The organism is Luteimonas viscosa (assembly GCF_008244685.1).
Lineage (GTDB): Bacteria > Pseudomonadota > Gammaproteobacteria > Xanthomonadales > Xanthomonadaceae > Luteimonas > Luteimonas viscosa.
The window spans coordinates 538,704-558,068 of the sequence record NZ_VTFT01000002.1 but is presented as its reverse complement, the minus strand read 5'-3'; the positions used below and the strand labels follow the sequence as shown (position 1 = coordinate 558,068).

At 68.8% G+C, this 19,365-nt stretch carries 18 protein-coding genes and 2 tRNA genes; 11 read left to right on the top strand and 9 right to left on the bottom strand.

What is annotated here, in order from left to right; genetic code table 11:
- From FZO89_RS18675 to FZO89_RS17055, 9 genes are all read left to right on the top strand, one after another.
- Positions 1 to 219: hypothetical protein (locus tag FZO89_RS18675; RefSeq protein ID WP_222928166.1), on the top strand; the 219-nt coding region annotated here is incomplete at its 5' end.
- Between the two features lie 577 nt (positions 220 to 796).
- A complete protein-coding gene (locus FZO89_RS17090; RefSeq protein WP_149104625.1) occupies positions 797 to 1,453 on the top strand; it encodes a hydrolase in 657 nt (218 codons plus the stop codon).
- An 85-nt stretch (positions 1,454 to 1,538) separates the two neighbouring features.
- On the top strand, positions 1,539 to 1,988 hold the full coding sequence (locus FZO89_RS17085) for a DoxX family protein (protein WP_149104624.1): 450 nt from the start codon (positions 1,539 to 1,541) through the stop codon (positions 1,986 to 1,988).
- A 110-nt stretch (positions 1,989 to 2,098) separates the two neighbouring features.
- Positions 2,099 to 3,940: an amidohydrolase gene (locus tag FZO89_RS17080; RefSeq protein WP_149104673.1), complete on the top strand. Its 1,842-nt coding sequence runs from the start codon at positions 2,099 to 2,101 to the stop codon at positions 3,938 to 3,940.
- Between the two features lie 52 nt (positions 3,941 to 3,992).
- Complete coding sequence (locus FZO89_RS17075) at positions 3,993 to 5,648, top strand: MFS transporter (protein WP_149104623.1); 1,656 nt, start codon at positions 3,993 to 3,995, stop codon at positions 5,646 to 5,648.
- Complete coding sequence (locus tag FZO89_RS17070) at positions 5,645 to 7,075, top strand: alginate export family protein (protein WP_149104622.1); 1,431 nt, start codon at positions 5,645 to 5,647, stop codon at positions 7,073 to 7,075. Before FZO89_RS17075 ends, FZO89_RS17070 begins: the two co-directional genes overlap by 4 nt.
- Before the next feature lie 579 nt (positions 7,076 to 7,654).
- A tRNA-Ala gene (locus FZO89_RS17065) sits at positions 7,655 to 7,730 on the top strand.
- Between the two features lie 61 nt (positions 7,731 to 7,791).
- A tRNA-Glu gene (locus FZO89_RS17060) sits at positions 7,792 to 7,867 on the top strand.
- Between the two features lie 356 nt (positions 7,868 to 8,223).
- Positions 8,224 to 8,436: a hypothetical protein gene (locus FZO89_RS17055; RefSeq protein WP_149104621.1), complete on the top strand. Its 213-nt coding sequence runs from the start codon at positions 8,224 to 8,226 to the stop codon at positions 8,434 to 8,436.
- Positions 8,437 to 8,467: 31 nt separating this feature from the next.
- Here FZO89_RS17055 and FZO89_RS17050 read toward each other — a convergent pair whose 3' ends face one another.
- Complete coding sequence (locus FZO89_RS17050; RefSeq protein WP_149104620.1) at positions 8,468 to 8,986, bottom strand: DUF1249 domain-containing protein; 519 nt, start codon at positions 8,984 to 8,986, stop codon at positions 8,468 to 8,470.
- Positions 8,987 to 9,137: 151 nt separating this feature from the next.
- The gene (gene ppsR, locus FZO89_RS17045) at positions 9,138 to 9,959 is read right to left on the bottom strand and encodes a posphoenolpyruvate synthetase regulatory kinase/phosphorylase PpsR (protein WP_149104619.1); all 822 of its coding nucleotides are present in this window, start codon (positions 9,957 to 9,959) and stop codon (positions 9,138 to 9,140) included.
- Between the two features lie 112 nt (positions 9,960 to 10,071).
- Between ppsR and ppsA the strand changes: the two genes are divergently transcribed.
- Complete coding sequence (ppsA, locus tag FZO89_RS17040; RefSeq protein WP_149104618.1) at positions 10,072 to 12,489, top strand: phosphoenolpyruvate synthase; 2,418 nt, start codon at positions 10,072 to 10,074, stop codon at positions 12,487 to 12,489.
- 51 nt (positions 12,490 to 12,540) lie between these two features.
- On the opposite strand, the gene FZO89_RS17035 is transcribed toward ppsA, so the two are convergent.
- Together FZO89_RS17035 and orn are read right to left on the bottom strand one after the other, a co-directional pair.
- Positions 12,541 to 13,398, bottom strand: a complete 858-nt coding sequence (locus FZO89_RS17035; RefSeq protein WP_149104617.1) for an EcsC family protein — start codon at positions 13,396 to 13,398, stop codon at positions 12,541 to 12,543.
- Between the two features lie 61 nt (positions 13,399 to 13,459).
- Positions 13,460 to 14,041, bottom strand: coding sequence for an oligoribonuclease (gene orn, locus FZO89_RS17030; protein ID WP_149104616.1), 582 nt, complete (start codon positions 14,039 to 14,041; stop codon positions 13,460 to 13,462).
- Between the two features lie 61 nt (positions 14,042 to 14,102).
- Between orn and FZO89_RS17025 the strand changes: the two genes are divergently transcribed.
- Positions 14,103 to 14,582 carry a DUF2721 domain-containing protein gene (locus FZO89_RS17025; RefSeq protein ID WP_149104615.1) on the top strand — a complete coding sequence of 160 codons (480 nt, stop codon included), beginning with the start codon at positions 14,103 to 14,105 and terminating at the stop codon, positions 14,580 to 14,582.
- A 90-nt stretch (positions 14,583 to 14,672) separates the two neighbouring features.
- Here the strand turns inward: FZO89_RS17025 and tadA are convergent, their stop codons facing one another.
- The 5 genes from tadA to FZO89_RS17000 all read right to left on the bottom strand — a co-directional run bounded on the left by tadA (position 14,673) and on the right by FZO89_RS17000 (position 19,239).
- Positions 14,673 to 15,206 (bottom strand): tRNA adenosine(34) deaminase TadA, encoded by a 534-nt coding sequence (gene tadA, locus FZO89_RS17020; RefSeq protein ID WP_149104672.1) that lies wholly within the window; start codon positions 15,204 to 15,206, stop codon positions 14,673 to 14,675.
- 19 nt (positions 15,207 to 15,225) lie between these two features.
- Entirely contained in the window at positions 15,226 to 16,212 is a 987-nt protein-coding gene (locus tag FZO89_RS17015) for an aldo/keto reductase (RefSeq protein WP_149104614.1), read from the bottom strand.
- A 228-nt stretch (positions 16,213 to 16,440) separates the two neighbouring features.
- Positions 16,441 to 16,941, bottom strand: a complete 501-nt coding sequence (locus tag FZO89_RS17010; RefSeq protein ID WP_149104613.1) for a hypothetical protein — start codon at positions 16,939 to 16,941, stop codon at positions 16,441 to 16,443.
- 62 nt (positions 16,942 to 17,003) lie between these two features.
- Positions 17,004 to 18,569, bottom strand: a complete 1,566-nt coding sequence (gene guaA / locus FZO89_RS17005) for a glutamine-hydrolyzing GMP synthase (RefSeq protein ID WP_149104612.1) — start codon at positions 18,567 to 18,569, stop codon at positions 17,004 to 17,006.
- A gap of 37 nt (positions 18,570 to 18,606) precedes the next feature.
- Positions 18,607 to 19,239, bottom strand: a complete 633-nt coding sequence (locus FZO89_RS17000; RefSeq protein WP_149104611.1) for a LysE family translocator — start codon at positions 19,237 to 19,239, stop codon at positions 18,607 to 18,609.
- Between the last annotated feature and the right edge of the window lie 126 nt (positions 19,240 to 19,365).

Below are 19,365 nucleotides of genomic sequence, written 5' to 3'. Positions count from 1 at the left end.
GAAGGGACAACCGTGGTGCGCCAGCGCGAGGCCGCATCGAAGTCACGGGTTCAGCTTACGTTGTCACGCCGGTTCCAGTCGATACGATCAGACCAGGCGGGCATGGGGCGCACCGCGTCCGGGGAGACGCTCCCGGGACGCGAACCATCTGCGGTCGCGACATCGCGCTGGACGGAGATACCGACGTGCTTCGGCGCCGAAGTGATCGACTGCAAATGAACGATGCGTACGGGCGTCGAATTTTCCTCAGCGTGAACGCAATCCGTGCAGTCGGGTCTATGCGAGGAACATCCGATCCCGCGCGAGGAAACATCGAGCGTGCCGGGTACCCAACTGCGCATGCGGGGACGATTCAGGCCCGTACGCATCGCGCGGAGTCGCCTAGCTTTTCCCACATGAGAATCGGAAGACGCGTCCGGCGGCGGTTCGATCCAAATCACCGTATAGAACGACAATCCCCTTGCGTCCTCCTGATCGACACTGGACGCCAAGAAAGCTGACGGCATGGCGCATGTCTCCGAGAGCCCGATGCCGCCAACAGGTGAGGTGCACGGTGGTCGTGCCGAGGCTGGGGGTGTGAAGATGCATTCGGCCGTCTTCGGCACGACGCCCGCCCACGCCGGACACCTCGCTGCGCTGTTCCTGGCCGGCGGCCCGCGCGCGCTCTTGTGCGATGCCGAAGTCTCGCCGTTGACAGCCGCGTCTGCCACCGCTCATCGCATCCGCACCTGTCGGTTGGCACACGGATGCCATCGCAAGCCAATCCTCCCCTGCCCACCAACAGACTGGACGCCCCATGCCTAGCGCTACCCCGAGCCCGGCCAAGAGCCTGCTGACCCCGAACGACCACACGTTGATCCTGATCGACCACCAGTCGCAGATGGCCTTCGCGACCAGGTCGATCGCCGCCGAAGTGCTGCGCAACAACACCGCACTGGTCGCCAAGAGTGCCGCGGGCTTCAGGGTCCCCACCATCCTGACCACGGTCGCCGAGAAGAGCTTCTCCGGTCCGATCTTCGACGAGATCACCGATGCCTTTCCCGACGAGCCGAAGATCGACCGCACCACGATGAACACCTGGGAGGACTCGCGCATCGCCGAGAAGGTCAACGCCATCGGCAAGGACCGCATCGTGTTCGCCGGACTCTGGACCAGCGTCTGCATCGTGGGTCCAGTGCTGTCGGCGCTCGACCAGGGCTTCGAGGCCTACGTCATCACCGACGCCAGTGGCGACATCAGCGACGAGGCGCACGAGCGTGCAGTGCAACGCATGGTCCAGTCCGGCGCGCGGCCGTTGACCAGCGTGCAGTACCTGCTGGAACTCCAGCGAGACTGGGCGCGCAGCGGGACCTACGAACTGGCCACCGGCATCGCACGGGTCAACGGCGGCGCCTATGGCCTCGGAATCACCTATGCCAGGACGATGTTCAATGCCGGCGAGGGCGGGCACTGACCGACTGACTCCAGATGCCGTGCCCCGGCCAATGTGGCACGGCTTCCGCGCATTCGATTCTTTCCCTTGCCAAGGAGAGCAAAGGATGCCTACGTATCCCGCCCCTCCTGACTTCCCGCCTGCCGACATCGGCCTGCTGCTGCTGCGGCTGGCCGCCGGCGGCTTCCTGCTGCCACATGGCCTGGGCAAGCTGTTCGGCTGGTTCAGCGGCCCCGGGCTGTCCGGATTCGCCCAGGAACTGCGCGGGTTCGGCCTGCCTGCTCCGCCCCCGGTCCCTCTGATGCTGGCGGCGGCGCAGACCCTGGCCGGGCTGTGTGTCGTGCTCGGACTGTTCACTGCCGCCGCTGCGGTTCTGGGAGCCGGCTTCCTCGCCTTCACCGCTGCGCTCAACCGCGGACGCGGCTGGTTCTGGATGCACGGCGGCATGGAGTACCCGCTGCTGTGGACAGCGACGCTGCTGGCGTTGGCGCTGCTGGGTGGCGGGCACTGGTCGTTCGATGCACTGCTGTTCCATCACACCGGAGCGACGCCATGACCGCGCCGATCCACGATCCCTCCCGGCGCCGCTTCGTCGGTGCGCTCGCCGCTGGCGCCACCGTCGCCAGCCTTCCCGTCCACGGCCTCAATCCTGCGCAGGAGCGTTCCATGGCGGACCTGATCGTCCACAACGCCCGGATCACCACCCTCGAACCCAGGCAACCGGTGGCAAGTGCCATCGCGGTCGCCAACGGTGTCGTCGTGGCGGTTGGCGACGAGGCGGCGGTGATGGAGAAGGCCGGCAGCACTACCCGCATCGTCGATGCGCAGGGCCGCCGCCTGATTCCCGGCCTCAACGACAGCCACACCCATCTGATCCGCGGCGGCCTGAACTACAACCTCGAACTGCGATGGGACGGCGTGCGCTCGCTGGCCGATGCCATGGCCATGCTCAAGGCGCAGGTCGCACGCACACCCGCGCCGCAATGGGTGCGCGTGATCGGCGGTTTCACCGAGCACCAGTTCGTCGAGAAGCGACTGCCGACGCTCGAGGAGATCAATGCTGCCGCGCCGGAAACCCCGGTCTTCATCATGCGCCTGTACGACCGCGCCCTGCTCAACCGCGCCGCGCTGCGCGCGGTGGGCTACGGCAAGGACACCCCGAACCCGCCCGGCGGCGAGATCCAGCGCGACAAGGCCGGCAACCCCACGGGGTTGTTGCTGGCCAAGCCGAACGCGATGATCCTCTACGCCACGCTCGCTGCGGGGCCGAAACTGCCGCCCGAGTACCAGATCAACTCCACGCGCCACTTCATGCGCGAGTTGAACCGCCTGGGCATCACTTCGGTGATCGACGCCGGCGGGGGCGGCCAGAACTACCCGGACGACTACGCGATCATCCGCAAGCTGCATGCCGACGGCGAGCTCACGGTGCGCATCGCCTACAACCTGTTCACCCAGAACCAGGGCGGCGAGCTGGCCGACTTCGAGCGCTGGACGCAGATGCTGTCCGCGCGCGAAGGCGACGACATGCTGCGCCACAACGGCGCCGGTGAGATGCTGGTGTTCTCGGCCGCGGATTTCGAACTCTTCGGCGAACCGCGCCCCGAGCTGCCGGCGGGACTGGAACCGGGCCTGGAACAGGTGGTGCGGCTGCTGGCCGAACACCGCTGGCCATTCCGCATCCATGCCACCTACGACGAGAGCATCTCGCGCATCCTCGACGTGTACGAGAAGGTGGACCGCGATGTACCGTTCGACGGCTTGCACTGGATCGTCGACCACGCCGAGACCATTTCCGACCGCAACATCGACCGGGTACGTGCGCTGGGCGGCGGCATCGCCGTGCAGCACCGCATGGTCTACCAGGGCGAGGAGTTCGTCGAACGCTATGGCGCCCGGGCCGCGCGCCACACGCCGCCGATCCGGCGCATGCTCGATGCCGGCGTGCCGGTCGGCGCCGGCACCGACGCCACCCGCGTGGCGAGCTACAACCCGTGGGTGGCGCTGTACTGGCTCAGCACAGGACGCACCCTCGGTGGCCTGCAGCTCTACCGCGACGACAACCGCCTCGAGCGGGAGCAGGCGCTGCGCCTGTGGACCCACGGCAGCGCATGGTTCTCGACCGAACAGGCGCACAAGGGCGTGCTGGCCGTCGGCCGGTTCGCGGATTTCAGCGTGCTGTCGGCCGACTTCTTCGCCGTGCCCGACGAGGCGATCCTCGACATCACCAGCGTGCTGACCGTGGTCGCCGGCAAGGTGGTCCACGGCGACGGCGACTACGCGGCACTGGCGCCGGCGCTGCCCGCGCCGATGCCCGACTGGTCGCCGGTGCGGCACTTCGGTGGCTACCAGGGCGCCACGCTGGCGCAGGCCTCGGCCGCGTTCGCCGCCGCGCATGGCGCCGGTTGCAGCGTGCACGGCCACGGCCATGCCGCGCATCACGCCGCACCGACCGGCGATCACCAGGGCTTCTGGGGCGCGCTGGGCTGCTCCTGCTTCGCATTCTGAGGACCGCCCTCACGCTTGCCTCCGCCACGTGGCGCGGCAACAGGAGACCACGATGAGTCAGCCTCCCCCACCCGCCGACGCGCCCGCTCCCGGCCCCTGGTCGCCGCTCACCCAGCCCACGTTCCGGATGATGTGGCTGGCCGTGCTGATCGGCAACATCGGCACCTGGATCCATGACGTCGCCGCCGCATGGGTGATGGCCGAGAACACCGGCTCACCTCTCATGGTCGCCGCGGTGCAGTCGGCCACCACCCTGCCGGTGGTGCTGCTGGCCGTGCTCGCCGGCACGCTCGCCGACATCGTCGATCGCCGCAAGTACCTGATCCTCGCCCAGCTGTGGATGCTGCTGGTCGCCGGCACACTGGCCCTGCTCGCCCATCTGGACATGCTCGGGCCGTGGACGCTGATCGCGCTGACATTCGCGCTGGGCGTCGGCGCGGCGATGGCCATGCCCGCCCAGCAGGCCACCGTGCCCGAACTGGTGCCGCGCACGATGCTCGGCCCGGCGGTGGCCCTGTCGTCGCTGAGCATGAACATCGCGCGTGCGATCGGCCCGGCGCTGGGCGGCCTGATCGTCGCCAGCGCCGGCATCGAATCGGCGTTCGCGATCAACGCGCTGAGCTTCCTGTGCATCGTGGCCGTGCTGGTGATCTGGCGCCGCACGCCGGCGAAGACCGCGTTGCCGCCCGAATCGTTCGGTGTCGCCCTGCGCGCGGGGCTGCGCTATGCCACCCAGGCCTCGGTGCTGCAGTCGGTCCTGGTCAAGGCCGCGAGCTTCTTCATGTTCGCGAGTGCGTTGACCGCACTGCTGCCGATCGTCGTCAATCGCGAACTGCAGGCCAGCGCCGGCAGCTACGGTCTGCTCCTGGGCTGCATCGGCATCGGCGCGATCTGCGGAGCGGTGCTGTTGCCGAAGCTGCGCGCCCGCATCCCCCCGGACCGCATGGTACTGGTCGCGACCCTCGTCTACGCCGGCTGCATGCTGGCACTGGCGCTGCTGCGCGACATCCCGCTGCTGTACGTCGTCTCGCTGGTCAACGGCTTCGCCTGGATCACCGTGCTGTCGTCGCTGCAGATCGCGGCCCAGACCTCGGTGCCGGCCTGGGTGCGCGCTCGCGCCCTCGCGCTCTACATCGTGGTGTTCTCCGGGGGCATGGCCATCGGCAGCCTCGGCTGGGGCACGCTCGCCCAGCACACCGGTACCACGACTGCACTGCTGGCGGCCGCCGCCGGAACCGTACTGGCCGCGTTCTTCGGGCTGCGCTTCCGCCTGGGCGAGGCGGCCAACGTCAACGTCACCCCGTCGGGCCACTGGCCGCAGCCGGTCGTGGTGGACGACATCGCCGGCGACCGGGGCCCGGTGCTGGTCACGATCGAATACAGGATCGAGCTTGCGAAACGCGAAGAGTTCCTGCGCCTGATGCACCGCCTCGGCCGCAGCAGGCGCCGCGATGGCGCCGTGCAGTGGGGCGTGGCCGAAGACACCGAAACCCCGGGCACCTATCTGGAGTATTTCATCGACGGCAGCTGGCTGGAACACCTGCGGCAGCACGAACGCGTGACCGAAAGCGAACGCATGTTGCAGGGCCGGATCATGCAGCTGCTGGCCGACCCCGCCCACGCGCCGAGGGTGCGCCACTTCGTCGGCGGCGCGCCAGGCGCGCCCCTGCAGCAGGCTGGGCCATCCGGCGCACAGATCCTGGGATGAGCGCGAAGCGTCCGATCGTGCCGCCGCCCGAGCCGCGATCGCGACGCCTGCGGCGGCCACGCGCGCCGGAGATGCGCAGCGCGTGGCTCGGCATGCCCTTGCTGGTGGCGATGGACGCCACGCCGGCGCAGTTCCGCCCACTGCGCTTCGACGATGACTTCAGCGCCCAGCGCCAGGCCTGTGCGCAGGAAAACCGCAGCGCATGCTGGAAGGATGTTCCGGTTGGCGAGCACCTGCGCCTGAGTGTCGGCGGCGACCTGCGCTGGCGCTACGAATATACCGGCAACCCCCGCTACGGCCTGGAGCCCCAGGACCGCTGGGGGGTATGGATGCAGCGCCATTCCGTATTCGCCGACCTGCAGGTCGGCGCGCACTGGCGCGGCTTCGCGCAACTGGCCAGCTCGCACGCCAACGGCCGCGCCGCAGGTCCCTCTCCCGTGGACGAGAACAGGCTCGATCCCGGCAACCTCTTCGTCGAATGGCGATCGGCGACGACCGGCGATCGCGGCATCGGGGTACGCATCGGCATCCAGGAACTGCAGCTCGGGTCGGGGCGTGCCATCGATGCACGCGAAGGACCCAACGTGCGGCGCAGCTTCGAAGCCGTCCGTGGCTATATGGCCAGCGGGTCCTGGCGCGTCGATGCATTCGCCGCAGCCCCCCGCCAGAACCATCCCGGAAGCTTCGACGACGCCCGCTCGCAGACCGAGGCGCTGCGTGGCATCTACGCCACCCGCACCGCGACGACCACCTCCTGGGACGTCTACGCGTTGCATTACGAAAACACCGTCGCCCGCTACGTCCAGGATGTGGCGCACGAACGCCGTTGGACCCTCGGTGCCCGCGCGTTCGGCGGCCGCGATGCCTGGGACTGGAACTGGGAGGCCATCCTCCAGGGCGGCCGGTTCGGCGACGCCGACATCGGCGCCTGGTCGATCGCGACCGACACCGGCTACACCTTCGACGAAGCGGCTGGCCAACCCCGGTTGGGCCTGCTCATCGCCGCCGCCAGCGGCGACCGGGATCCGGACGATGATCGCCTCGGCACCCTCAATCCACTCTATCCACGCGGCAACTACTTCGGCGACGAAGCGACCCTCGGACCCCGCAACTTCTTCAACATCCATCCTGCCCTGACCATGCGCCTATCCCCATTGGTCGAAGTGAATGCAAGCCTCGATTTCTTCTGGCGCTACAGCACCCGCGACAGCGTCTATGCACCCAACGGCATGCTGATCGTGCCCGCGGGCGGCAGCGACGCCCGCTATGTCGCGACCATCGCATCGCTCGGCATCACCTGGACGCCGAAACCAGGGTGGTCCTCGAGCGCGGTCGTCGCCCATTCGCAGCCCGGCGCATTCCTGCGCGAAACCGGCGCCGACGATGCATTGAGCCTGATCAGCCTCACGCTGCAGTGCCGGTTCTGAAGACATCGTCCAGTGCCGGACTGGTCCGGCGAGCTACTGTTCCGTCATCGCCGGTCATCCGGACTCCACGCGCAGGCGAGTCGAAAGACACGGATCACCGGTGACCTGCGCATCGGCCCGCGGACCGCACCGCAACCCGGCGATGGCGCACGGCCGGCGTGACGCAAATCGACGTGCAGAAGCGAATCGGCGGCGAGCATCCGGATGTCCGGCACTACCGTACTTCGATGGCCTGCCTGCGGCCTGATTCGGGCCCCCGACATCCGCCGCACGCGTCGCCGGTCGCGGTGTCCCGTGAGGGCCCGGATCCTCGCATTGCCTCGACCCGACGCCTGGCGGCGGTCACGGAGCATCGGCGCCCCGTGACGGACGCGCTCACTGCCCGACTCGCCCTCATCGCCCCGGACTTCGATCGCGATGGCGAACCGGTCAGTCATTTGCCAAGGCCAGACCACCGCGGGGTAGCCGCGAATCAGGACCGGCAAGCGACGAGAACACAGCTGAACTCCCGCTCCCCCCGGCGCGGACGCTGTTGACGGTGACTGCACGGCCCCATACAATTTCGCGCTTTCCAGCCGTGGGGCCATAGCTCAGCTGGGAGAGCGCCTGCATGGCATGCAGGAGGTCGGCGGTTCGATCCCGCCTGGCTCCACCAGTTATTCGTCGACAGGTTTCCTCGCACAGGCCGCGCGGGAGCCAGACATCAGCTTCACCGCGTCCCCATCGTCTAGAGGCCTAGGACATTACCCTTTCACGGTAGCGACCGGGGTTCGAATCCCCGTGGGGACGCCATTTTACGCAGGGGCCCGGGCAACCGGGCCCTTGTTTTTTGCCTGTCTGGCGCCCTCCTGTCGCCAGGCCAACCGGGCTGTCGGCCACCGCCTCCCGGTGAGACTGCCGCCTCGCGACGTCCGCGGACCCCATCCGCGACGGCCTGCTCGCCGCCAACGACCTGCGTCCGTGCCCGCTTTCGGACGCGAAACCGGCGCCGGCTCCACGTCGTTGGAAAGGTCGCCTGCCCACCCTGGCGGGTCAGGCTTTTCCTACACGAAGCCGCTCCATCGTCCGACTGCGCCGCGCCTGCGGCAGGCGGATGCTTCCCGAACGGTCGATCGGGCCGGAAGGCCAGTGCCATCGGGAGTCGCCACATGGAACGCACGTTGATCGCGGTGGAGCCGGACGTCCCGGGCTGGCAGGTCCGGATCGACCATTACCAGGTCGCCCGCAACGTGGAGCGGTCGGTCGCGATCGCCAGGGCCACGGAAATGGCGCGCGACTGCCACGCGTCGATCGGCGTCCCCACGGGGGTGCGGGTGCACATGCGCTGTGGCGACAACGTGCTGGTCGGCGCCTGCGGCTGAACACGCCCTGCCGGCGGCTCGCGGAACTTCCCTACCCCTGGCTCGGGGTCCACGCCGTGGCCGCCCCGACCCCCGCCTCCGCCGCTTCCCCGCACCGCCGCAGCGTGGCCACGCCGTGCCCGCTCTCGGCCAGGTACTGGAGCCACTTGCCGAGGAAGGTGTTCATGCGCATGCGATGGTCGAGCACTTCCGCCGGCGGCGGGTACATGCCGATCACGTCCTGCCAGCGCCGCCCCACGTAGCAGTGCGTGGCCTCGGCCTGTTTCGCGTCGCGATACAGGCGCAGGAACGCCGACGGGTCCGGCTCCCCGGTAACAGGGTCGATCACGCCATAAGTCAGCCGCAGTTCCGTGGTGTAGACGTGCTGGTGCAGGACGTCGAGCTGGACGTCGAGCCCGTCGCCGATGGTCGAGACATAGCGGCCGGCCTCGAGGTCCGCGGGTTCGAACAGGCGGGTCATGCGCCGGAAGTTCTCCGCGTACAGCGCCATCAGCCAGCCGAAACGGCCCAACCTGGGGATGACGGCATTGCGGGCGGCGACCTCGTGCATGGCCCGATGCTACACGCTGGAATCGCGCGCGTGCAGCATTGACGGATCCACTACGAGCGCCTACGTTAAGTGTTCCTGCGCTGCGTTCACGGTTCGCTGCCGCGCATCCCCGATCGCCGCACCTGCGTGCCCTGCCCTGCGCGCGTACCGCTCAGTACATGACCCGCTGGATCCCCAGCGTCGACATCACCTTGCTCGAGATCTCCTCGATCGACACGTGCGTGGTGCTGAGCACCGGGATGCGTTCGGCCCGGAACAGTTTCTCGGCCGCCGACACCTCGCGCTGGCAGGTGTCCAGCCGGGCGTAGCGGGAGTCGGGGCGGCGCTCCTGGCGGATCTGCTGCAGGCGCACGGGGTCGATCGTCAGGCCGAAAAGCTTCGAACGGTGCGCGCGCAGGCGCGGCGGCAGGCGGTCGTGCTCGAGATCCTCGTCCGTGAGCGGATAGTTGGCCGCGGCGACGCCATGGTGGAGCGCGAGATAGATGCAGGTGGGCGTCTTTCCGGCGCGCGAGACGGCCACCAGGATCACGTCGGCGTGGTCGTAGTTGATCGACATGCCGTCGTCGTGCGTCAGCGCGAAGTTCATCGCATTGATGCGCCGGTGGTAGGTCTCGAAATCGACCATGCCGTGCGCCTGCCCCACCTTCGGCTGCCGCTTCTCGCCGAGTTCGGCCTCGAGCGGATCGATGAAGGGCGCGAACACGTCCAGCATCAGCGCGCCGCTGCGGGCGATGGCCGCCGAAATGTCCGGATCCACCGAGGAATTGACCACGATCGGGCGCACGCCCTGCGCCTCCCCGGTGGCGCGGATGCGGTCTGCGACCTCGAGCGCACGCTCCACGCTGTCGACGAACGGAATGCGGTTGGTGCTGAACTTGGTGCCCGCGAACTGCGTGAGCAGGCTGTGGCCGATGGTCTCGGCAGTGATACCGGTTCCATCGGAGACGTAGAACACCGGTCTGATCGTTGACAACGCTGTCTCCAGGGCCCCGTGCGGATGCCGTGGCCGATGTGGGGGCTAAAATAGCGTTTTCGGTCGGGCAACGCCCGATCCTTGCGTCATTCTCGACTTCGGAGAGTCCACCTTGAACCAGCCTGCCCCGCAGCCGTCGGCCACGACGGCGAACATCCTGTGGCTCCACGACCTGCGGCTGGCCGACCTGGCCCAGGTCGGCGGCAAGAATTCCTCGCTGGGCGAGATGATCGGGGAACTGTCGGGGCTGGGGGTCTCGGTGCCCGGCGGATTCGCGACCACGGCCGATGCGTTCCGGGCCTTCATCGCGCACAACACCCTGCACCAGCGCATCTTCGACCGGCTCGCCACGCTCGACGTGGAGGATGTCGGTGCGCTGACGGCGGCCGGCGGCGAGATCCGCGGCTGGGTCATCGACGCCCCGCTCCACCCGGAGCTCGACGCCGACATCCGCAAGGCCTACGCCCGCCTCTGCGAGGAGAACGGAGGCGGCGACGTCGCGGTGGCGGTGCGCTCCTCGGCCACCGCCGAAGACCTGCCCGATGCCTCCTTCGCCGGCCAGCAGGAAACGTTCCTCAACGTCACCGGCGCCGACGACGTGGTGCGCAAGGTCAAGGAAGTCTTCGCAAGCCTCTACAACGACCGCGCGATCGCCTACCGCGTGCACCATGGCTTCAAGCACGAGGACGTGTTCCTGTCCGCCGGCGTGCAGCTGATGGTGCGCTCGGATGTCGGCGCGTCCGGCGTGCTGTTCACGCTCGATACCGAGTCCGGCTTCCGCGACGTGGTGTTCATAACTTCGAGCTACGGCCTGGGCGAGATGGTCGTGCAGGGGGCGGTGAACCCGGACGAGTTCTACGTCTACAAGCCCACGCTCAAGGCCGGCAAGCCGGCGATCCTGCGCCGTTCGATCGGCGCCAAGCAGCTGCGCATGGTGTACTCCGACCGGCCCGGCGAGCGGGTGCGCACCGAGGACACGCCGGCCGAACTGCGCAACGCGTTCTCGATCTCCGATGCGGACGTGCAGGAACTCGCGAAGCAGGCGCTGGTGATCGAGGACCACTACGGCCGCCCGATGGACATCGAGTGGGCGAAGGACGGCGTGAGCGGCAAGCTGTTCATCGTCCAGGCGCGTCCGGAAACGGTCAGATCGCGTACCCGCGCCACGCAGATCGAGCGCTACTCGCTGGAGCGGCGCGGCGACGTCGTGGCCGAAGGCCGCGCCATCGGCCAGAAGATCGGCAGCGGCGTGGCGCGCGTGGTGCGCCGCCTCGAGGACATGGAGCGGGTGCAGCCGGGCGACGTGCTGGTGGCCGACATGACCGACCCGGACTGGGAGCCGGTGATGAAGCGCGCCTCGGCGATCGTGACCAATCGCGGCGGGCGCACCTGCCATGCGGCGATCATCGCCCGCGAGCTGGGCGTACCCGCGGTGGTCGGCACCGGCAACGCGCTCGACGCGATCGCGGACGGCGTCGAGGTCACGGTGAGCTGCGCCGAGGGCGATACCGGCTACATCTACGCCGGCGCCCTGCCCTTCGAGCGCATCACCACCGACCTGACCTCGATGCCCGAGGCGCCGCTCAAGATCATGATGAACGTCGCCAACCCCGAGCGCGCGTTCGACTTCGGCCAGTTGCCGAACGCCGGCATCGGACTGGCGCGGCTGGAGATGATCATCGCTGCGCACATCGGCGTGCATCCCAATGCCCTGCTCGAATACGACCGCCAGGACGCGGAGACGAAGAAGAAGATCGACGGCAAGACCGCCGGCTACGCCTCGCCGGTCGACTTCTACGTGGACCGCCTCGCCGAAGGCATCGCCACGCTGACCGCATCGGTCGCGCCGCATCCGGTGATCGTGCGCCTGTCGGACTTCAAGTCGAACGAGTACGCGAACCTGATCGGCGGCCAGGCCTACGAGCCGCACGAGGAGAACCCGATGATCGGCTTCCGCGGCGCCAGCCGCTACGTCGATCCGTCCTTCTCCGCGGCCTTCGCGCTCGAATGCCGCGCGGTGCGCAAGGTGCGCAACGAGATGGGCATGGACAACCTGTGGGTGATGATCCCGTTCGTGCGCACGCTCGACGAGGGGCGCAAGGTGATCGAGGTGCTGGCCGCGAACGGCCTGAAGCAGGGCGAGGACGGGTTGAAGATCATCATGATGTGCGAGGTGCCGTCGAACGCGCTGCTGGCGGACGAGTTCCTCGACATCTTCGACGGCTTCTCGATCGGTTCCAACGACCTGACCCAGCTCACCCTGGGCCTGGACCGGGATTCGGCGGTTGTCGCCCACCTGTTCGACGAGCGCAATCCGGCGGTGAAGAAGCTGCTGTCGATGGCCATCAAGGCGGCGCGCGCGAAGGGCAAGTACATCGGCATCTGCGGCCAGGGGCCGAGCGACCATCCCGACCTCGCCCAGTGGCTGATGGAGCAAGGCATCGAATCGGTGTCGCTCAATCCCGACACCGTGGTCGATACCTGGCTGAGGCTGGCGAAGTCCAAGGCGAAGGCGGAGGCCGCCGGCTGACGCTGCGGTTCCGGCGGTGGCGGCCTTTCCCCGGGAGGGTCGCCGCCGTCCTCAATCGCGCCGGCGCATCGCCAGCGCGTCGTAGGCCTCCTGCACCGCCGCCTCGCCGTAACGCTGCTCCAGCCGGCGGACGATGAAGTGGCCGCGCGCGACGTCCTGGTAGTAGTCGGTGAACATCGTGTTCAGTGCCGCGCCGGTGGCGGCGCCCACGATCGGCACCGCCTGCGCGGCGAACTTCTCCGTCACCACCACGCCGAAGCGGGTGGCGACCCGCTCGACCAGCTTGGCCAGCCATTTGCCGGCCTCCTTCGAACCCAGACCCGTAGTGATCCCCCGCCCCGCCACCGTGCGTCCTGCCAGCTCGGCCGACAGGTGGCGCATGACGTCGGCGGTGAAGCCGCGTGCGAGGTAGTAGCCGGTCTCGCTGGCGTCGTCCTGGCCGGAGTGGCCGCCGAGCGCGAACACTTCCAGGCACGCGTGGCGGGTGGAGGGCTCGGCGAGGTCGAAGCCTTCGCTGCGCGCCACGTCGGCCACCGCCCGCATCATGATCGTGGTCGATACCGGCAATTCCAGGAACAGCGCGGTGAAGCCGAACGCGCCCCCGACCGCACCGGTGCCGGCCGCGGCCAGCTTGTGCCAGCGCGTCGAGGCGGCACGGCCGGGAACGTTGGCCATGCTCCACAACGCGGCCTGCGCCGACTTGTACAGCGCCGCCTCGACCGCGCCGTGGATGCGCGCAGACACCTTCCCGGGCAGGGCGCGTACCGCGAACTCCAGCGGCGCGCCGACGAGGTTGGCCATGCGCGCGGTGATCGTCGGCGCCTCGAGCAGCTCGACGGCGCGCTGCAGGTCCGCATGATCGAGGCTGTCCGCCTCGATGCCGCTCGCGCGGGCGATGGTGCGCGTCATGTCCATGCTCCCCGGATGGCCGGCATCGCCAACGCACATCGAAGCGGGGAAACAACCCGGCTCACTGGACGGCCGCGGGCCCCGCCAGCTCGCCCATGAAACGGCGGTAATGGCGCAACTCATCGATCGAATCGCGCACGTCGCTGAGCGCGGTGTGCGCGGCGGTCTTCTTCACCCCCGCAAGCACCTGCGGCGCCCAGCGCCGCGCCAGTTCCTTGAGCGTGCTGACGTCGAGGTTGCGGTAGTGGAAGTAGCGTTCCAGCGCCGGCATCTCGCGATGCAGGAAGCGCCGGTCCTGGCAGATCGAGTTGCCGCACATCGGCGACTGGCCCGGCCCGATCCACCGCGCCAGGAATTCCAGCGTGCGGGCTTCGGCATCCGCCGCAGAAACCCCCTCCTCCAGCACCCGCCGCCACAGGCCCGACCTGCCATGCTGGGTGCGGTTCCAGTCATCCATCGCCTCGAGCGCGGACATCGGGTGCGCGATCGCGAAGACCGGCCCTTCCGCCAGCACGTTGAGCGCGGAATCGGTGACCACGGTGGCGAGTTCGAGGATCGAATCGCGGTCGGTATCCAGGCCGGTCATCTCCAGGTCGATCCAGACCAGGCGGCCCTCGCCATGTGCGGTGTCGTGCAGTGCCATGCGCTCGCAGTCGTTGCCGGGAAGCGGCATGATACCCCGGCGCCCATTCGCCCCGACGGCCATGCCCCCGAACGCCTCCCTCGCCCACTACGCGATCCTGACCGCCATGCTCGCGCCGGCGTTCTTCCTGACCGCGACCGCGGCGCTGCTGGCGTCGGCCAACGCGCGCCTGGCCCGCATCATCGACCGCGCACGCACCCTGCTCGAGGACCTGGCCGAGAGCGAGGACGTCGAGGAACGTGCGCTGCTGGAGCGTCGGATCGCGGTGCAGCGCCGCCGCAGCCTGACCATCCTGCGCGCCAGCCAGCTGCTGTACGTGGCGATCAGCTGCTTCGTCGCCACCAGCCTGCTGGTCGCCGGCGATTCGTTCTTCAACCACGTGTTCGGCCAGTGGCCGACGATCATGGCGGTGCTGGGGGTGCTGTCGATGTTCGGCTCGAGCCTGCTGCTGGCGAGCGAGGCGTCCATGGCGGTGCGCGCGGTGAACGACGAGATGGACGACGGCCACCGCTACGCCAACCGGCGCAGTCCGCTGCTCTGACGCGGCCTTCGCAGGCCGTTGGGGAACAGCATGGCGGCGACCGGGCCGTGACGCGGCGCGGGACGCGGCCACGCCGCACTTCGGCAGGTCTCAGCTGGCGCCCGGCGGGCCGCCCTGTCCGTCCAGCGGCGGCTTGCCGCGCTTGGCCCGGAAATAGTTGCTGAGCCGGCGCCCGGCCTCCTCGCCCAGCACCCCTCCGTTCACGGCGACGCGGTGGTTGTGGCGCGGGTCGGCCAGCAGGTCGAACACGCTGCCGCAGGCACCGGTCTTGGGATCGGCCGCACCGTAGACCAGCCTCGCCACGCGCGCATGCACGATCGCCATCGCGCACATCGCGCACGGCTCGAGCGTCACGTACAGCGTGGCGCCCGGCAGCCGGTGGTTGCCCAGCGCCTGCCCGCCGGCCCGCAGCGCCACGATCTCGGCATGCGCGGTGGGATCGTGCGTAGCGATGTTGCGGTTGAAGCCTTCGCCGATGAGGCGGCCGTCGGCGGCCACCAGCACCGCGCCGACCGGGATCTCGTCGAACTCGCGCTCGGCGCGCTCGGCCAGTGCGAACGCCTGCTGCATCCAGCGCTCGTCGTCCTGTGCGCTACCGGCCGGTTGTTCGTGCGCGTCGTGCATCAGCATCGCCAGCGTCGGGTCACCAGCGCTGGTGCACGTGCGGCCGGATGTCCTCATCGTAGATCCGGGCGACCGCCGACATGGTCGCCTCGGGCAACGGCGGCAGTTCGGCCGCGGCGAGGTTGGCGAGCGCCTGGGCGGGCGTGCGGGCGCCGGGAATGACCACGCTCACCGCCTCGTCCATCAGGATCCAGCGCAAGGCGAGCTGGACGAGGGTCGCAGCCTCGGGCACCAGCGGCCGCAGCTTCTCCACCGCGGCCAGCCCGACCTCGTAGGGCACGCCGGCGAAGGTCTCGCCCACATCGAAGGCCTCGCCGTGGCGGTTGAACCGGCGATGGTCGTCTTCCTCGAAACGCGTGTCGGCGCGGAACTTGCCTGTGAGCAGCCCGCTGGCCAGCGGCACGCGCACGATCACCGCGACGCCGCGACGCTTCGCCTCGCGGAAGAACAGGTCCGCCGCTCGCTGGCGGAACATGTTGTAGATGATCTGCACGCTCGCCACGTTCGGGTATTCGATGGCCTTGAGCGCTTCCTCCACGCGCTCCACGCTCACGCCGTAGTGGCGCAGCTTGCCACGCTCCACCAGGCGATCCATGTGGTCGAAAAGTTCGGGGTGGTAGTACGCGTCGGTCGGCGGGCAGTGCAGCTGCAGCAGGTCCAGGCAATCGGTCTGCAGGTTCTGCAGGCTGCGGTCGATCCAGCCTTCCAGGTTGGCCACCGTGTATCCGTCCACCGTCTGCGCCGGCAGGCGGCGGCCAGCCTTGGTGGCCACGAACGGGCGCTCGCCGCCACGCTCCTTCAGCACCCGTGCGATCAGGCGCTCGGAATGGCCGTCGCCGTAGACGTCGGCGGTATCGATGAAATCCAGGCCGGCGTCGAGTGCCGCGTGCAGCGCGGCCAGCGACGTGACGTCGTCGACCTTGCCCCAGGCCGCACCGATCGCCCAGGCGCCGAACCCGATCTCGCCGACGGTATGGCCGGTTCGGCCGAAGGGTCTGGACTGCATGCGGTTCTCCGTCAGTTGCGGCGGCGCGCCCGCATCACGGGCGCCGAGCGGCCGGCGTGGCCACATCGATGGGATTCTACCGCCAGGGATGCATCGCGCCCCTCGGATTGCTGCGCAGACCAACTGGTCCGCCAGCCGGATCCTCGAGGTGGCAGGTGACTTCTGCGGGCCGCCAGGCCCCGCGCCGCACCGGAGTCCACCCTGTCGCCATGAGGCGAGAGCGCCTGATCAGCCGCCGTAGCTCCAGACCTGCGCATCCCCTCCATGGCTGCGGGTCCGCCAGAACGAACGCGACAGCTTTTCCCGGCCACGGGTGCGGCTGATCAGCCGGTCGCCGAGTTTGGCCGTGCTGGTCGCCTCTACCATTGCCGTGCGGCCGTCGGGCGCAATCACCACCGAACCGATGTCGTAGCTGACATCGATCGTGAGCAGGCCGCCGGTCTGTTCCGACATCTGGCGCATGAACCCCAGCATCTTCCGGCTCAGGTCGCAGGATTCGGATCCGTTCAATGTCGTGCTCCCGGGCCGTCCGCCGGTGCGATCGACCACCGCGAGGCTGTAGTCGTCGGCCATGCCGGCGCATACGGCTTCCTCGTCGAACGCACGCAGGGCTTCGAGCTGTTCCCGGTAATGGGCACGCACGTCGGCTTCGTCGATCGAACGACCCTGCTCATACGCCACCACGGCACCAATCCCCAGACCAGCCACGAGCAACAGCTTCCCCAGCATCAGGTTCCCTCCCCGTTCGATCCCGAATCATCAGGCCCGCCCCCGCGGGCCCGGGGGCGATCTTACTCCCACTCGATCGTCGCCGGCGGCTTGCCCGAGATGTCGTAGACCACGCGCGAGATGCCGCGCAATTCGTTGATGATGCGGTTGGAGACCGTGCCGAGGAACTCGTACGGCAGGTGCGCCCAGTGCGCGGTCATGAAGTCGATGGTCTCCACCGCGCGCAGCGCGATCACCCACTCGTAGGCGCGCGCATCGCCCACCACGCCGACGGACTTCACCGGCAGGAACACCGCGAAGGCCTGGCTGGTCCTGTCGTACAGGTCGGCCTTGCGCAGTTCCTCGATGAAGATCGCATCGGCCTTCGCCAGCAACTCCGCATACTCGCGCCTGACCTCGCCGAGGATACGCACGCCCAGTCCGGGGCCCGGGAACGGATGGCGGTAGACCATGGTGCGCGGCAGGCCGAGTTCGACCCCCAGCCGACGCACCTCGTCCTTGAACAGCTCGCGCAACGGCTCCACAAGGCCGAGCTTCATGTGGGCGGGCAGGCCGCCCACGTTGTGGTGGCTCTTGATCACGTGGGCCTTGCCGGTCCTGCTTCCGGCCGACTCGATCACGTCGGGGTAGATCGTGCCCTGCGCCAGCCATTTCGCGTTGGCGAGCTTCGCCGACTCCTCCTCGAAGATCTCGACGAACAGGTTGCCGATGATCTTGCGCTTGGCCTCGGGATCGGCGACGCCCGCCAGCGCCTCGAAGTAGCGGTCGGCCGCATCCACCCGCACCACGCGCACGCCCATGTGCTCGGCGAACATCGCCATCACCTGGTCGCCTTCCTGCCAGCGCAGCAGGCCGGTGTCGACGAAAACGCAGGTCAGCTGGTCGCCGATGGCCCTGTGCAGCAGCGCGGCTACCACCGACGAGTCCACGCCGCCGGACAGGCCCAGCACCACCTCGTCCGAACCGACCTGTTCGCGCACGCGCGCGATCTGGTCGTCGATGATGTGGGCCGCGGTCCACAGCGTGGCGCAGCCGCACACGTCCACCGCGAAACGCCGCAGCAGGGTCTGCCCCTGCAGGGTGTGCGTGACTTCGGGATGGAACTGCACGCCGTACCAGCGCCGGTCCTCGTTCGCCATCGCGGCGACCGGGATGCGATCGGTGGCGGCGGTGATGGCGAATCCGGGTGGCACCTGGGAGACGTGGTCGCCATGGCTCATCCAGACGTTGAGCCGCGCCTTGCCCGGATGGTCGGTCAACCCCGAGAACAGCGCGTCCGGCGAGACGATCTCGACCTCGGCATGCCCGAACTCGCGCTGGTCCGCGGCCTCGGTGGCACCGCCCAGCTGCGCCGCCATCGTCTGCATGCCGTAGCAGATGCCGAGCAGCGGCAGGCCGCAATCGAACACTTCCCGGGGCGCGGCGGGCGCGCCCGGCAACGTGGTCGATTCCGGGCCACCGGAGAGGATGATGCCCTTCGGCGCGAACGTCGCGATCTCGGCCGGGTCGTGGTCCCAGGCCCAGATCTCGCAGTAGACCCCGAGTTCGCGGATTCGGCGCGCGATCAGCTGGGTGTACTGCGCGCCGAAGTCGAGGATCAGGATCTTGTCGCTGTGGATGTCGGTCATGCGGCGGGTTCGGATTGAATCGCGGGAAAAGTGGGGATCAACGTCTTGCTTCGGTCGCCATCCGGACCGCCAGGCCCGCCAGCACGGTGGCCATCAGCCAGCGCTGCATGCGGGCCCATGTCGGATGGCCCGCCAGCAGGGCCGCGACCGCACCGGCGCAGCACACGATGGCGGCGTTGACGGCGACGCTGATCGCGATCTGCGCCGTCCCCAGCGCCAGCGTCTGGCCGAACACGTTGCCCTGCGCGGGATCGATGAACTGCGGCAGCAGCGACAGGTACATCACCGCGATCTTCGGATTGAGCAGGTTGGTGAGAAAGCCCATGGCGAACAGCCTGCGCGGGCTGTCGGCCCGCAGCGTCCTGACCTCGAACGGCGAACGCCCGCCCGGGCGGATCGCCTGCCAGGCCAGCCACAGCAGGTAGACCGCACCCGCGATTCTCAACGTGTCGTAGGCAAAGGGCACCGCCATGACCAGCGCGGTGATGCCGACCGCGGCGCACAGCATGTAGAACACGAACCCGAGCGCGACGCCGGCGAGCGACACCAGGCCTGCGTTGCGCCCCTGGCAGATCGATCGCGAGACCAGGTAGACCATGTTCGGCCCGGGCGTCAGCACCATGCCCAGCGCGATCAGGGAGAACGCGATCAGGCTCGACAGCTCTGGCATGGAGTCCCCTTCCCGGTATGGACCTGCCCGCGTCGACGGGCAGTGATCGATGGCGACGGCGTGATGCTGCTGCGTGATGCTGCCGGATGGGCCGGCCTTCGCAGGCCGGGCATCGCGTGGTTCGCG